13 protein-coding genes are annotated in these 13,935 nt (G+C 42.4%); 8 read left to right on the forward strand and 5 right to left on the reverse strand.

Features of this window, described 5'->3' with window-relative positions; translation table 11 throughout:
- Positions 1-57 precede the first annotated feature (57 nt).
- The 3 genes from tal (at position 58) to hxlB (ending at position 2,462) form a co-directional block, all read left to right on the forward strand.
- On the forward strand, positions 58-1,011 hold the full coding sequence (gene tal, locus HOO90_RS10950) for a transaldolase (protein WP_292842990.1): 954 nt from the start codon (positions 58-60) through the stop codon (positions 1,009-1,011).
- Between the two features lie 181 nt (positions 1,012-1,192).
- Positions 1,193-1,825 (forward strand): 3-hexulose-6-phosphate synthase, encoded by a 633-nt coding sequence (gene hxlA, locus HOO90_RS10955; protein WP_292842992.1) that lies wholly within the window; start codon positions 1,193-1,195, stop codon positions 1,823-1,825.
- A gap of 100 nt (positions 1,826-1,925) precedes the next feature.
- Positions 1,926-2,462, forward strand: a complete 537-nt coding sequence (hxlB, locus tag HOO90_RS10960) for a 6-phospho-3-hexuloisomerase (RefSeq protein WP_292842994.1) — start codon at positions 1,926-1,928, stop codon at positions 2,460-2,462.
- 47 nt (positions 2,463-2,509) lie between these two features.
- Here hxlB and HOO90_RS10965 read toward each other — a convergent pair whose 3' ends face one another.
- Positions 2,510-3,220: a HisA/HisF-related TIM barrel protein gene (locus HOO90_RS10965; RefSeq protein ID WP_292842996.1), complete on the reverse strand. Its 711-nt coding sequence runs from the start codon at positions 3,218-3,220 to the stop codon at positions 2,510-2,512.
- Between the two features lie 10 nt (positions 3,221-3,230).
- Here HOO90_RS10965 and HOO90_RS10970 point away from each other — a divergent pair, with 10 nt between their 5' ends.
- The 5 genes from HOO90_RS10970 (at position 3,231) to HOO90_RS10990 (ending at position 7,831) form a co-directional block, all read left to right on the forward strand.
- The gene (locus tag HOO90_RS10970) at positions 3,231-4,277 is read left to right on the forward strand and encodes an ATP-grasp domain-containing protein (RefSeq protein ID WP_292842998.1); all 1,047 of its coding nucleotides are present in this window, start codon (positions 3,231-3,233) and stop codon (positions 4,275-4,277) included.
- Positions 4,270-5,319 carry a hydantoinase/oxoprolinase family protein gene (locus tag HOO90_RS10975; protein WP_292843000.1) on the forward strand — a complete coding sequence of 350 codons (1,050 nt, stop codon included), beginning with the start codon at positions 4,270-4,272 and terminating at the stop codon, positions 5,317-5,319. Before HOO90_RS10970 ends, HOO90_RS10975 begins: the two co-directional genes overlap by 8 nt.
- Complete coding sequence (pabB, locus tag HOO90_RS10980; RefSeq protein ID WP_292843002.1) at positions 5,313-6,710, forward strand: aminodeoxychorismate synthase component I; 1,398 nt, start codon at positions 5,313-5,315, stop codon at positions 6,708-6,710. Before HOO90_RS10975 ends, pabB begins: the two co-directional genes overlap by 7 nt.
- A gap of 83 nt (positions 6,711-6,793) precedes the next feature.
- The gene (locus HOO90_RS10985) at positions 6,794-7,447 is read left to right on the forward strand and encodes a uridylate kinase (RefSeq protein WP_292843004.1); all 654 of its coding nucleotides are present in this window, start codon (positions 6,794-6,796) and stop codon (positions 7,445-7,447) included.
- Between the two features lie 12 nt (positions 7,448-7,459).
- On the forward strand, positions 7,460-7,831 hold the full coding sequence (locus HOO90_RS10990; RefSeq protein WP_292843006.1) for a 4a-hydroxytetrahydrobiopterin dehydratase: 372 nt from the start codon (positions 7,460-7,462) through the stop codon (positions 7,829-7,831).
- A 47-nt stretch (positions 7,832-7,878) separates the two neighbouring features.
- Here HOO90_RS10990 and HOO90_RS10995 read toward each other — a convergent pair whose 3' ends face one another.
- From HOO90_RS10995 to HOO90_RS11010, 4 genes are all read right to left on the reverse strand, one after another.
- Positions 7,879-11,022, reverse strand: coding sequence for an efflux RND transporter permease subunit (locus HOO90_RS10995; RefSeq protein WP_292843008.1), 3,144 nt, complete (start codon positions 11,020-11,022; stop codon positions 7,879-7,881).
- 6 nt (positions 11,023-11,028) lie between these two features.
- A complete protein-coding gene (locus tag HOO90_RS11000) occupies positions 11,029-12,093 on the reverse strand; it encodes a hypothetical protein (RefSeq protein ID WP_292843010.1) in 1,065 nt (354 codons plus the stop codon).
- A gap of 32 nt (positions 12,094-12,125) precedes the next feature.
- The gene (locus HOO90_RS11005; RefSeq protein ID WP_292843012.1) at positions 12,126-13,568 is read right to left on the reverse strand and encodes a TolC family protein; all 1,443 of its coding nucleotides are present in this window, start codon (positions 13,566-13,568) and stop codon (positions 12,126-12,128) included.
- A 66-nt stretch (positions 13,569-13,634) separates the two neighbouring features.
- Positions 13,635-13,883 carry a hypothetical protein gene (locus HOO90_RS11010; protein ID WP_292843014.1) on the reverse strand — a complete coding sequence of 83 codons (249 nt, stop codon included), beginning with the start codon at positions 13,881-13,883 and terminating at the stop codon, positions 13,635-13,637.
- Positions 13,884-13,935 lie beyond the last annotated feature (52 nt).

Here is a 13,935-nt window from a genome sequence, read left to right on the forward strand (position 1 = left end):
GAGAGGCTCGTTCACTTTGAAATAATTTTCAGGAAAATAATTTTCAGGAGGCAAGTAATGGCAAATTTATTAGATCAACTTAAGGCAATCACTACAATCGTGGCTGATACGGGTGACGTAGAAGCGATTAAAGCAGTGAAACCAGTAGACGCAACCACTAATCCATCCTTAGTTTTAAAAGCAAGCCAATTGCCACAATATGCACCTTTGATTGAAACTGCGATTGCCTACGCTAAAGCACAGGGTGGTACTAAGGCGCAACAAATTGACAATGCGGCTGATAAATTGGCGGTGTTGATTGGTGCTGAAATTACCAAAGAAGTACCAGGCCGTATTTCAACGGAAGTAGATGCGCGTTTGTCATTCAATTTAGAGGCGATGGTTGCTAAAGGTCGTAAATTAATCAAGCTGTATGAAGAGTCAGGCGTAAGCAAAGACCGCGTGTTGATCAAATTGGCTTCAACATGGGAAGGCATCAAAGCGGGTGAGATTCTTGAAAAAGAAGGCATTCAATGTAACCTCACATTATTGTTCGGTTTTGGCCAAGCTCGTGCTTGTGCTGAAGCGGGTGTATTCTTGATTTCACCATTCGTTGGTCGTATTTTAGACTGGTACAAAGCGAAAAACCCAACAACAGAATACACGCAAGAGACAGACCCAGGTGTAGTTTCTGTGCGCGCTATTTATCAATACTATAAAGAGCACGGCTATAAAACTGTTGTGATGGGTGCTTCATTCCGTAACACAGGTGAGTTGATTGCTTTGGCTGGCTGTGATCGCTTAACAGTTTCACCAAACTTGTTGCAAGATTTGGCCGCAACTGAAGGCACCTTGGTGCAAGTGTTAAAAGATAATGGCGCGACAAAAACACCACCAGCTAGATTGACTGAAGAAGAATTCCGTTTTGAATTAAACCAAGACGCAATGGCGACAGAAAAATTGGCTGAAGGTATACGCGGTTTCGTTGCTGACCAGAATAAACTGGAAGCAGCTTTAAGCGCTAAATTGTAAGGCTGTTGTAATAAATGCCAAATAATAGCAGTTGCCTGTTATTTAGCATTGACACAATAGCACGGGCTAATTATCATAGCCCTCTGACTTTTGAGGAGCAAAGTTAGTATTTGCCCGAAGCGTTAAGTAGTATTAAATTTGTAGTAAATTTCGTAAATAATAAATTAATCGGAGAAGAACCATGGCATTAACCCAATTTGCATTAGATTCATTAGATTTTGACGCAACAGTTGCTTTAGCAACTGCAACTGCGGCAAACGTAGATATTCTTGAAATCGGTACACCTTGCATCAAGCATAACGGTATCAAATTACTTGAAACATTACGTGCTAAATTCCCAAACAACAAAATCTTAGTTGATTTGAAAACAGCGGATGCAGGTTTCTACGAAGCTGAGCCATTCTTCAAAGCAGGCGCTGACATTGTGACTGTTTTAGGTGTTTCAGATATCGGTACAATCAAAGGCGTAATCGATGTTGCTAACAAATACGGTAAAAAAGCTCAAGTTGACTTAATCAACGTGGCTGATAAAGTTGCTAAAACTAAAGAAGTTGCTGCTGCTGGTGCTCACATCATCGGTATTCATACTGGTTTAGATCAACAAGCTGCTGGTCAAACACCATTTGCTGACTTAGCTGCTATTGCTGCTTTGAACTTAGGCGTTGAAATTTCAGTTGCTGGTGGCGTTAAAGCTGCTACAACTGCACAAGTACGTGATGCTGGCGCAACAATCATTGTTGCTGGTGCAGCAATCTACGGTGCTGCAGATCCATCTGCTGCAGCTGCTGAAATCACAAAAATCGCTCACGCTTAATTTTTAACAGTCAATAAGCAATTATTGATGTGAGTAATTTAAAACCCGACTCAGCAATGTGTCGGGTTTTTTGTTTTATATTATTTGATAAGGAAAAATCATGAGTAGTCAAAAACTAATCTTAGACAAATTAACCAGCATTTTGGCTGAAACTGACAATTCAAAATCAGCTGAATTATTAAAACTGGTTGAAGCTGCAGGCCGCACATTTATTGGTGGTGCTGGCCGTTCTTTATTGGTTTCGCGTTTCTTTGCGATGCGCTTAGTACACGCGGGTTATAACGTCAGCATGATTGGCGAAGTTGTAACTCCAGCCATTAAATCTGGCGATTTATTGATTTTAGTTTCAGGTTCAGGTGGTACGGAAACATTATTGCCATTCGTGAAAAAAGCAAAATCAGTAGGTGCTAAACTGGTTGTGATTTCTATGAAAAAATCTTCACCAATGGCCGATGTTGCGGATTTAGTCATTCAAGTAGGTAATGACAACAGTTTCCCATTGACTAAGGGTATGCCAATGGGCTCACAATTTGAGCTTTCGACTCTGATTTTCCTTGAAGCCGCCATCGCAGACTTGATTTTTGCGAAAGGCTTAACTGAAGAAGGCATGCGTGCGATTCATGCTAACTTAGAGTAATTTAAGTTTTCAATCGTAATTCTAAAAAGCTCGTTTTTCGGGCTTTTTTATTTTGCAAAACACTCCAGTTGTGTACTTGAAATTTGCTTTTTTTGTAATGCCGTTGCGATTAAGGCGCCTTGCACGCCAATTTTTTTTAGCCATAGTAAATCATCGATATTTCGAACACCACCTGCCGCGTAGAGATTGAATTTTTTAGCTCGGGCAAGAGTCTCAGTCAGCAAGGTAGAATTAACGCCTTGATTGCTCCCTACATTAGCCAATGACATAAGAACAACATCTTGTGGCCAGTGTTCAGTGTTGTCGAGTAATTCCAGTGGGCCTTGATAGCCTTTTGGCATAAAATCGAGCGATAGGATGAAATTTTTACTCTGTTGTTTAATGGAATGATAATCTTCTAGGTGAGAAAAATTCTCACTACCAAGCACTAGTCTGACCTTCAGTTTTTGCCAAATATACCATTCACTCTGGTTACTAATGCCTGCATCTAGCCAAACTTCTAATTGAGGAAAGTTTTTGACAATCGATTCAATGAGTTGAAAATTTATACAGTAAGTTTTTTCTGATTTCTGAATGGCATTTAAGTCAGCGATATATAATTGCGCAAATGGATATAGGTTTAGTAGCGCAGTTACAATGGCAAGTGGTTCACTTGAGTCGGTCAGCAGGGAAGCCATCGGTTGGTAAAGTTGCCGCTCACCCTTTTTAGCATGTACGACCACGCCGTTTAATAAATCAATTACTGGAATTATTTGCATTACAGAACTCATGAAAGTAAAACAAGAAAAATTATTGGTGTGTGAGTTTATCACTGGTGGTGGCATTAGTGATGAACCTCTACCAGAATCACTGGCAAGAGAAGGTGCCTTGATGCGCGACGCTCTGTTGCGAGATTTGCGCGAGCTTCAGCAATACCAGATTACATGCTTGCATGATGTCAGGCTTGGCGCTTCAATCTACGCTCATAAAAACACAGCGGTTTTAGCAGGAGAGTTTAAAAAGACATTTAAAAAAGCCTTGAAACAAACGGATTTTGTTTGGTTAATTGCGCCTGAAACAGACGGTATTTTGCTTGGACTTACTGAGCTTTGTTTGGCGGCTGAGATTAAAGAAAATGGATCCATTTTACTTGGTTGTGGTTATGACGCCACGCTAGTTGGCACCAGTAAAACTTTAAGTTTTGAGGCTTTACAAACTGCCAAAATTCATACTTTGCCTGTTTATTCGGGTGAAGATTTGTTGGTGCAAAGTTATTTTGATGAAATGACTCAGCTATCTGTAATAAAGTGGGTCGCTAAACCTGAGGACGGCGCTGGTTGTGAAGGCGTGCGATTGTTTGATACGCTAGAGACTTTGCGTGAATGGATTAAACAAGATAATCAATACCTGCATTACTTTGCTCAACCGTATCAAACAGGTATTGTAGCTAGTTTTTCGATGGTTTGTCGTGATGGAAAAGCTTGGTTGCTCAGTTGTAATCAGCAACACATTTGCGGGGAGAATAATACCTTTAGATTAGCTAGCATTAGTGTAAATGGATTGCAAACTTACTGGCAGCGCTTTGAAACGCTCGCGAGAAAAATCGCTAAAATTCTGCCTGATGCCCTTGGTTATGTTGGTGTTGACGTGATTATCGACACTGAGTTGGATAAGATTTTTGTTATTGACATTAACCCACGCCTCACCAGTAGCTATGTAGGTTTACGCGAGTCGATTGGATATAATCCAGCCAAAATCACATTAGATTGCATCTTGCAAGCCAATTTTAAATTACCTGTTTTGCAACGAAATATTGTTGAGATTCATTTTGAATAATTTAACTACCCTCGGTTGGGATGTAGGAGGCGCACACTTAAAAGCGGTGCAGATCGACGCATCTGGCAAGGTGCTTGCAGCCAGCCAAGTGTATTGCGCCTTGTGGCGTGGTTTAAAAGAGTTGGATTTGGCGATTGATCAAGTGTTAAATACTTTCAATGCTACTCAAGCTTTAGCAATTCAGCATGCAGTGACGATGACGGGCGAACTTGCGGATATTTTCCCCAACCGGCATGCTGGGGTTATGCAAATAGTTACTTTATTGCAGCAAAAGTTAGTGGGTGAAATCCGATATTTTGTTGGTGAAAAAGGTTTTATTTCGTTTGAGAAAGTGGCAGAAAATACGACACATATTGCCTCAATGAATTGGCTTGCAAGTTTGCAGTATCTAGCCACATATGCGCAACAAGCCTTATTTATTGACATTGGCAGCACTACAACAGACATTGCCCTGATAACAGAAGGTAAACCCTTCGTGCTGGGCTTTAATGATGGCGCCCGTATGCAATACGATGAGCTGGTCTATACGGGAGTCGTGCGTACACCTTTGATGGCAATTGCACAAAAAATTGCCTTTAATGGCCAACTGGCGAATGTTGCTGCAGAGCACTTTGCAACGACGGCTGATGTTTACACACTAACAGGCGACTTGCCTTTAGCTGAAAATATGGCTGAAACTGCAGATGGCGCAGAAAAGAGCGAGGAGGCCAGTGCCAGACGCATCGCGCGGATGATAGGCTGGGATGCGCAAGATGCGCCAATTAGTGCTTGGAGAAATCTGGCATACGCATTTAGATCTGCTCAATTGCAGCAGATACAACAGGCTGTATTACGGCAAATTTCAACGTTAGGTGATTGTCGTGGTGTGAGTGTCATTGGCGCGGGAGCTGGAGATTTTTTAGTATCGAAATTAGCCCAGCAATTGGGTTTTAGGTATGAGTCTATTGCTACTTTTATTGATGCAGATAACGATAAAACCAGAAATATGGCGGCATTGTGTTTCCCAGCTTATGCAGTCGCCAGACTGGCCAGCCAATGTTAATACACCACTTAAATTACCACCCGGATAGTTCACGTTTGTTTGCGCCGATTGCGCACAAGCCATGGGCCATCTTTTTGGATAGTGGGCGACCAAAAAGTGAATACGGTCGATACGATATTATTGTCGGCGAGCCCTTTGCTTCGGTTTGCACGTTTGAGAACGACGCCACAACGTTTTCTGAAATTAGACAGCATGGACAAGTTACAGTCAGTCACGAGGACCCATTCTCAATTCTCAATGATTTGATTGCTCCCTATCAGGCATCGCAAAATAATTTGCCTTTTAGTGGAGGTGCCGTAGGTTATTTTGCATATGATTTAGCACGTCAAGTTGAAGACTTGCCAGTCATCGCTCAGAAAAATGAAAATGTTCCGCACATGATGGTTGGTCTTTATGATTGGGCGGTAGTGGTTGACCATCGGGAGCAGACCGCTTTTCTGGTATCGCATGGTTTTCAGCAAGCGACACATGAAAACTGGGCAGCGCTGTGCAACTTATTTGATAACCCAACGTTGCCTGCTACCCTGGACTTTGCGTTAACCTCGCCCGTGTCGAGCAATATGACGTTTAATCAATATGCGCAGGCGTTTAACCAGGTTAAAGATTACATTGCCGAAGGCGATTGCTACCAAGTGAATTTAGCACAACGATTCTCGGCGAATGCGCGTGGTAATAGTTGGGCCGCCTACAACAAACTTAGAGAAGTTAGCCCAGCCCCGTTTATGGCCTACATGAATTTTGGCGCGTTACAGGTGCTTTCAGGCTCGCCAGAACGCTTTTTACAGGTGATTGGTAGGCATGTGGAGACTCGACCCATAAAAGGCACTCGGCCACGGTCTGATAATGAGCAAGAAGACCAACAATATGCAAAAGACTTGCAAGCAAGCATAAAGGATAGGGCTGAGAATTTAATGATTGTTGATTTACTTAGGAATGATATTAGTAAAAACTGCGAGATTGGCTCGGTAAAAGCAGACCGATTATTTTTATTGCAAAGTTTTTCTAATGTCCATCATTTGGTCAGCATCGTTACGGGCACACTACAAGTAGGCAAAACGGCCATCGATTTATTGCGCGGTTGTTTTCCAGGAGGCTCAATTACTGGGGCACCAAAATTACGTGCCATGCAGATAATAGAAGAACTTGAACCGCATCGTCGAGGCACCTATTGCGGTACGTTTGGGTATATTGGCTTTGATGGAAGCATGGATACCAATATCGCTATTCGTACTGCTGTATTTGTGGCTAAAAAGGGCGATGCAGGTGAAATTAGCTTTTACTCAGGTGGCGGCATTGTTGCAGACTCCGAGTTGGAAAAAGAGTATGCTGAAACGCTAGATAAAGCTTCAAGTCTATTAAGCGTGATGCGGTTTTTTAAACGTGCTGTATAAGTTAATTGTTTGATGCAACTATAAAAACAAGCAGCAAGTTTTAATATTATCGTAAAAGTGTTGGATATAGCGGACAATTATATATGTGGGTAGTGAAAATTGGGGGCAGTTTACTCGGGGCGCCAGAGTTAAAAAAATGGCTAGAAATTTTAGTTAAATTTAGCGATGGTAAAGTGGTGATAGTGCCTGGCGGAGGCTTATTTGCTAATTCGGTACGTGAGGCACAGCAAATTTCAAACGTGAGTGATGCGGTCGCGCATCACATGGCCTTATTGGCAATGGATCAATTCGGACTCATGTTAACGGGCTTGAATCCAACGCTTGTTACAGCCAGCAGTGAATTGGAAATAGCCGAACGTGGATGGCAACATCGCGCCACCGTTTGGTTGCCAAGTAAAATGGTGATGGCAGACGAAAGTATTCTAAAAAATTGGCATGTCACGTCAGATAGTTTAAGTGCTTGGCTGGCGAATAAATTAGGTGCTGAACAGCTGATATTAGTGAAGTCTAAATGCTTGCTTACCTATCAAAAAGAGCGACCGAATAAACTTCAGCATTTAATTGACGATGAATTGATTGACACGCAATTTATACATTACGTTGAGGGGCAAAAATATCAGACTTGGATACTGAATAAGGCAGATTTCAGTCTATTTGAGGATGGCCTAGTTTTGCAAAAATTGGCTGATAATGGGCTGCATATTACCGCAGAAAATATTGAAAGTTTAGTCGATTAAAAGGAGTGGGTTATGTCATCAGGCGCCGTGTATACCGATGAAGCGATTGAGGCTAAATTAAAGGCAGAATTGCCGCATTGGTATTTAGAAAATGGTTGGATACGCCGCAAATATAGAACCAGTGGCTGGAAAGCAACTCTGATGGTGGTCAATACCATCGGTCATTTGGCCGAAGCCGCTTGGCATCACCCAGATTTGACGGTTTCTTACGCTTTTGTGATTGTGAAGTTATGCACGCATGATGCAAAAGGTGTTACTGACAAAGATTTTGAATTGGCGACTAAAATAGAAGCAGTTATTGCTTGGCAACCCGCTTTGGAAGGTGGTGTGCTCACTGGGACGCCAAATGACGACCCGCGGTTTAAGTACATAAAATACGACTGATTTTTAAAGGCGCTAGCTTCTTACTTGCTTATACTAAGAAGGAAAATTTAACTTTGCGTTGCTAGTTTTTGTTGATTTTCAAATTTACCAAAGTGCAACATAATGGTTGGCAGAATCAATAGGTTTAAGATTGTTGAGGTAATTAAGCCACCGACAATGATGGTTGCCATTGGGCCTTCGATTTCCCGTCCTGGTTGACCGCTGGCTGCGGCTAGGGGCATTAATCCCAGCGCAGTAACCAGTGCCGTCATTAAAATAGAAGGCAGCCGTTCAGAAGCTCCTCGTATGCAGGTTTCTAAGCCCCATACGCAGTTTTCTTTATCTACTAAGTGCTGATAGTGCGACACCATCATAATGGAGTTGCGCAGAGTGATACCAAATAAGGTAACAAAACCGACTAGTGTGCCAATTGACATCCACCCGCCTGTGAACATAATAGCCAGTACACCACCAAATAGTGCAAAAGGCAAATTAGCAAAGGTGAGTAATAGATTACGCAATCGGCCAAAGGCAATATATAACATCAGGAATACGATTACTCCTGCTAATAGTGAATGTAAGACCAAGGCTTCTCTAGACTTTGCATTCGCTTCTGCAGCGCCTGTAAATTCTAAATAAGCGCCTGGCGATAAGCTAAGCTCTTTTTTTAAAGTTGTTTTGAGTTCTTTAGTAAACGATGTGATATCCCGTCCATTAACGTTAGCGGTGACGGTTTGTATGCGCTTGGCTCCAGCATGCAGTATTTTAGAACGGCCATTCTCTTGCACAATATCCGCGACATCACGTAATCGTAGTAATTTTCCTTCTGGATTAAATAGCGGAAGATCGCCTGCTTCTTGCACATCATCACGCGCTTCCATGTCGAGCAGGACACTTACGCCGATGACGCGATTGCCATCATATACTTGGGTGATAGGCGTGCCTTCATGGGCGGCGCGGACGTTGTCTAGCACATCGGTTGGCTGTAAACCCAATTGTGCCATTTTTTCAGGGCGTAAGCGTATGACCAATTGCGGCGTTCCAGGCGGCGATTGCACTAACACGTCATTTGCGCCGTTGATGCGTCTAACGATATTCGCGACAGCGTTGGCATCATGATCGAGGGCATCTAGGTCTTGGCCGTAAATATTAATCACGGTAGAGGCGGCGTAGCCAGAAATGGTCTCTTCAATACGTTCTGTTAAAAAAGTATTGATTGCAAAGTTAACCCCTACAAAACCCGCTTCCGCAATGCCATCGCTATCATCATCGACTTCTTCACCAGCTAATTCTTCACGAATTCGGTTTAGAATTTGCCTTTGACTTTCACCTGAAATTGCACCGACCTCAATTTCAAACTCACTGTAATGCGTGCCAAATGAATCAGCGCCGTTTGGTGCCCGACCCACCCATTGCGTGACTGATTTTACCCCTTTGATATTGCGAATAAGTGCAGAAACCTTTTTGCCTATACGCAGCGATTCCTGTTCTGATGTGCCAGGTACCGCTGTCATGTGCATAATAAAGTGGCCTTCATGTAAGGCTGGGATAAATTGATTCTTGAATAAAGGTAGTGTGCCCAAACCTAAGCAAATCACCATAAAACTTAGCGCAATAATCAGTTTGTAATGTTTTTCGATACGATACAGCACGTTAACATACCAGCTTTTGATAATGCGTATCATGGGCGGATCTTCTGTATCGAGTTTGGCATTGCCTAAAAGTAGGTAGCAGAGTGCTGGGGTAAGCGTGAGGGCAACGATTAAGGATGCAACAATCGCCGCAATGTAAGCAAACCCTAAAGGAGCAAATAATTTACCAGCTACGCCCCCCAAGGTGAGTAGCGGCATGAACACCAGCGCCACAATCGCCGTTGCGTAAACGACCGAACTTCGGACTTCCATCGATGCTTCAAACACAACGCGATGTGTAGCCAAGGGTATTGCCAGCAGGCGATTTTCACGAATCCGTCTAAAAATATTTTCGGTATCAATAATCGCATCATCGACCACTTCACCTAATGCAATAGCCAAGCCACCGAGCACCATGATATTCAGCCCAATGTTAAAGTAGCTCATTACAACAATCGCAGTGAGTAGGGAAAGTGGGATGGCTGTTGCCGATATAAAAGCCGTGCGGAAATTAAATAAGAATAAAAATAAGATAGCAATGACTAATATTGAGCCAATTAAAATATCTTGACGCACACCTTCAATAGCCACTTCAATGAAGTTTGCTGGCCTAAACAAGCCTTCGTGTAGGGTGATATTTTCGCTAATTAAACTAGGTTTTAGCTCTTGCAATGCACTTTCAATCGCAAGGGTTACACCGTGTGTATTTGCGCCTAATTGCCCTTGCACAGAAAGGTAAACGCCAGTCTCTTCATTAATGGCTGCTGAACTGATGGAGGGCGCGGCTCCTTCAACCACTTTGCCAATGTCACCAAGTCGGATGGTTTGCCCGTTCTTATAAAGTAAGGTGGCACGCGCTAATTCATCGGGTGATGAGGCTTGGCCTTCTGTAATAATAACAATGCGTTGATTTTTATTCTCAATATAGCCATTTCCACGCACGCCCGTGGCTTTTTTTACAGCCTCCTCAATTTGAATGAGTGAGATGCCATAACGTATCATTTTTTCTGGGTCAACTTGCACCTGAAATTGTCTTACTTTTCCACCAAACACATTGACATCAGCGACCCCTGGTATAGCTAATAAATGTGGCACAATCACCCAATCGACCAAGGTGCGAATTTCAGTCAAACTACGTGTTTTTGAAGTTAAGCCGAAACCAAGCACAGTGCTGGCGGAAGAGGTAAGTGGTGTGATGTTGGGTGTTATGCCTTTGGGTAGTTTGTTATTGAGTGTGGCTAAGCGCTCTGCAATCACTTGTCGATTTCGATAGATATCCGTGTTCTCATCAAAAATGATGGTGATAATTGATAGGCCGGGAATCGATTGCGAGCGCATGCTCTCAATGCCAACCGTACCGGCTATACTGGTTTCAATTGATTGCGTGACGATGCTTTCTACTAATTCAGCAGAAAGCCCTGGTGATTCTGTTTGAATAATAATCTGCGTTGGCGAAAACTCAGGAAATACATCCAAATTACTGCGTGACATGCTGTATAAACCATACAGGATGACCGCTATGGTTAAGCCGATAATAACGCCACTAAAGCGAATTGAAAAACGGACTAATGCCGACATCATGGCGATTTAATCCTCGTTCTCGTTTGTAATTTGCGATTTGAATTCTTCTGAAAGCAGGAGTTGTGCGCCGCTGGTTACAACTTCATCATTTTCTTTTAGGTTGCCTTGGTAAAACCAACCTGTTTCTACTTCAATGTCTGTTTTAATCGGCAATCTGCTAAATTGCTCTTTAGCAGTTTTGCGATATACCCAAGGTTTTCCTGCATACCAGATAATGGCATCATTCGGCACAATGACGCCAGGAACACTTTTATTGGAGGTGGCGTTAATGGCATTAATCTGCATTCCAGCGCGGAGTTCTGTTGAAACTGCACGGTAAAAGTAGGTTTTACCTTGAATCGTAGGGTTACTAAAAGGCGCGCGAGAAATATAGTGAGCTCGAATAGTATGCGACGGTGCAGCGGTAGGCGCAATCATAATGCCGCTATTTTCACGCGGTTCGGCAGCATCAAAGGGAAGTGTAGTTTGAATCAATACTTCCTTGCTGGCGATGAGGTTCTGCAACAGTTCACTTACATTCGGCTGAGTGGCCTGTATAGTCAGTGATTCACCCCATTGTTGACGCATACTATCCGCAAGGTTTTTTGCAGTGGATTCCGCAGCGGCGATTCTCGCTTCATCGGCTTTTACATTGCTGGCGGAAATCGCTACAACTTTATCGGAGACATTTTTATCGTCTTGATTTAGGCTTTGCAAGCGTGCGAATTCGTTTTTATTTTGCGTTAAAGAAGTGCGTAAAACTTCGATTTCAGATTTAGCTGCTAAATATCTCGTTCTGAGGTCAATCAAGCTATCAATGCTTAAAACGCTACCATACGTGCTGATATTAGCTTGGTGCATACTGGCTTTTAAGGGGCTAGTTTTAATGTCACTTTGTATTTGCGTAGCAGAATTGACCTTAATAGCGGTAATGCCTTCTTTACTGGTGACAAGGTTGGGTGTTGCAATTTCCTCTTCTTGTGCCTGAGTTAGTGCTTCAAATTCATCCTTGCCATAAAAGACAAGTAGCCAAAATAGCATGACGATAATAAAAGCTTGTATACCAAGAATAATGGCGATTTTACGATTCATTTAACTCCCCTTAATTACCTACACACCCTAATTCATTGGCCTAAAGACGCGTTTTCAAATTTTTCACTCGATATTAAGGTGCTCATTGGGTGCTGTAGCGTGTTTTCTAACTCATGGATTGCTGTATTCAGCTGATGGTCTGCTAGGGCTAGATTTTTTTCTGCGGCGATGTTTTCTAATTTGATATAAGCAAACTCCAATCGATCAATCTCGCCTCCGGCGAATTTGCGTTCTGCACTTCTAGTATAAGCCTGTTGCCGTTCAGCTAAAGCTTGCTGATTTGTTAACGATTGCTGGGCTTGTGCTATCAGGCCATTGGCAATTGATGTGTCTGAAAGAACTTTAGTCTGCAAAGCTTCAAACTGTGCAGCTTCAACCTCACGTAGTTGCGTTGTTTCAGCAATGGCCAACTTGTTCTTATTTAAAAAGGTGATCAAGCTTGACAGGCCAAGTGACCAAAGGTTATCACCAAATTCATAGGTGTATCCTGGGCTAATCACGATATTTGGATATTGCTTTGCTATTTCTAACTTTAATTTAGTCTCAGCCAGTGCATAGCGCTCTAGCGCAATGCGAATATCGATGCGGTTTAATAATGCGGTGTTCTGCAATTGTTTGGTCGGTATGCTTGCGGGTAAGTTTTTTTGAGTGTCATTCGTGGATAATTGCAGGGCTTCTACCTTAGCCAGCGGTAAACCTAAGTTATTTGCCAGTTTTGCGAGTAGAACTAGTCGGTTTTGCTGTTTATTACTTAGCTCTGAAGCGGTTGTTTGCAGTTGTAATTTTGCCGTACTTAGCTCGATGTTCGAAGCCTCGCCCAGACTTACACGTTTTTCATACATAGCCACTATTTCTCTTCTAAGCGCTATTTCTGAGGCAGTAATGCCTAGCTGCTTTTGGTTAAGTTGATATTCGGCAAGTGTTTGTGCTATGTTTTGTCGTAATTGCCACGCTGTTTGGGCAATCTCTAATTTGGCTGTTTGTGATAAATGCTGGGCGTTTTCGATACGCAGGTTACGTTTGTTTGCAGTTTCAATCGGTATATCAATGCTTAAGCCAAGAGCAAAAGGTTTTTTTGCCGGGTCTGAATCGTCGCTATGTGCAATTGATCCATTCAAGCTTGGCAATGGTTTTTCAGCCGCAAAAGCTTCAGCCGCTTGCGCTTTGCGCCATTGTCTGCGCGTAACATCTAAGCTGGGGTGAAAAAAAAGCGCACAGAAAGTTAGCTCATCTAAACCCCAATGTTGAATGGGTAGGCTATTCGCTGGATAGCCATTGTTTAGCAGAAATTGTTGAAAATCGTAACCAGTAGGTTCTTTTTTCTCAAATCTGATGGTGTTTGCTACAGGGTCTAAAGGCTGCGCATTATATTTTTGAAAGCTACATGACGTAAAAAATGAAGGTAATAAGGCAATGATAGTGGTAGTTGTAATGAACCTTGAAGGGAAGTTTAATGCTTTGGCGAATTTATGCATAACTTAAACCAAGCAGGTGAAATTAAATTTCATTCATTCGGATTACTTAAGATTTATCTATTAATTCTATTCAATAATTTCAGCGTGGACTGCATTTAATGCGTCTTGCAAGGTTTCTTCATTTAATCCATTAATTGTCGTGGCTAATAAATCCGCAGCTTCGATCGTGGCAATTGGTAAGTCATGGCTATTCATTTCGGCAATTAGGCCCGCGGCAGCCCCTGTTACTTTTAATAATGATTGCCGTTCACGCATGAGCAGTTCTAATTCGGTGCGTAGCATATTGATTTCATTTTGATTGATTTGGTTTTGCATGATGAATATACCTAATATATTTAAAATTGAAGCTTGTTCACTGATATAACAT

This window comes from Methylotenera sp., from assembly GCF_013141425.1.
Classification (GTDB): domain Bacteria; phylum Pseudomonadota; class Gammaproteobacteria; order Burkholderiales; family Methylophilaceae; genus Methylotenera.

What these genes read in the sequence shown, in the direction of transcription:
- HOO90_RS11000 (WP_292843010.1), bottom strand. Translation starts at nt 12,093, where the DNA reads ATGAATCGTAAAATCGCCATTATTCTTGGTATACAAGCTTTTATTATC.
- HOO90_RS10985 (WP_292843004.1), top strand. Translation starts at nt 6,794, where the DNA reads ATGTGGGTAGTGAAAATTGGGGGCAGTTTACTCGGGGCGCCAGAGTTA.
- HOO90_RS10970 (WP_292842998.1), top strand. Translation starts at nt 3,231, where the DNA reads ATGAAAGTAAAACAAGAAAAATTATTGGTGTGTGAGTTTATCACTGGT.
- HOO90_RS10965 (WP_292842996.1), bottom strand. Translation starts at nt 3,220, where the DNA reads ATGCAAATAATTCCAGTAATTGATTTATTAAACGGCGTGGTCGTACAT.
- HOO90_RS10995 (WP_292843008.1), bottom strand. Translation starts at nt 11,022, where the DNA reads ATGATGTCGGCATTAGTCCGTTTTTCAATTCGCTTTAGTGGCGTTATT.
- HOO90_RS11005 (WP_292843012.1), bottom strand. Translation starts at nt 13,568, where the DNA reads ATGCATAAATTCGCCAAAGCATTAAACTTCCCTTCAAGGTTCATTACA.
- hxlB (WP_292842994.1), top strand. Translation starts at nt 1,926, where the DNA reads ATGAGTAGTCAAAAACTAATCTTAGACAAATTAACCAGCATTTTGGCT.
- tal (WP_292842990.1), top strand. Translation starts at nt 58, where the DNA reads ATGGCAAATTTATTAGATCAACTTAAGGCAATCACTACAATCGTGGCT.
- HOO90_RS11010 (WP_292843014.1), bottom strand. Translation starts at nt 13,883, where the DNA reads ATGCAAAACCAAATCAATCAAAATGAAATCAATATGCTACGCACCGAA.
- hxlA (WP_292842992.1), top strand. Translation starts at nt 1,193, where the DNA reads ATGGCATTAACCCAATTTGCATTAGATTCATTAGATTTTGACGCAACA.
- HOO90_RS10990 (WP_292843006.1), top strand. Translation starts at nt 7,460, where the DNA reads ATGTCATCAGGCGCCGTGTATACCGATGAAGCGATTGAGGCTAAATTA.
- pabB (WP_292843002.1), top strand. Translation starts at nt 5,313, where the DNA reads ATGTTAATACACCACTTAAATTACCACCCGGATAGTTCACGTTTGTTT.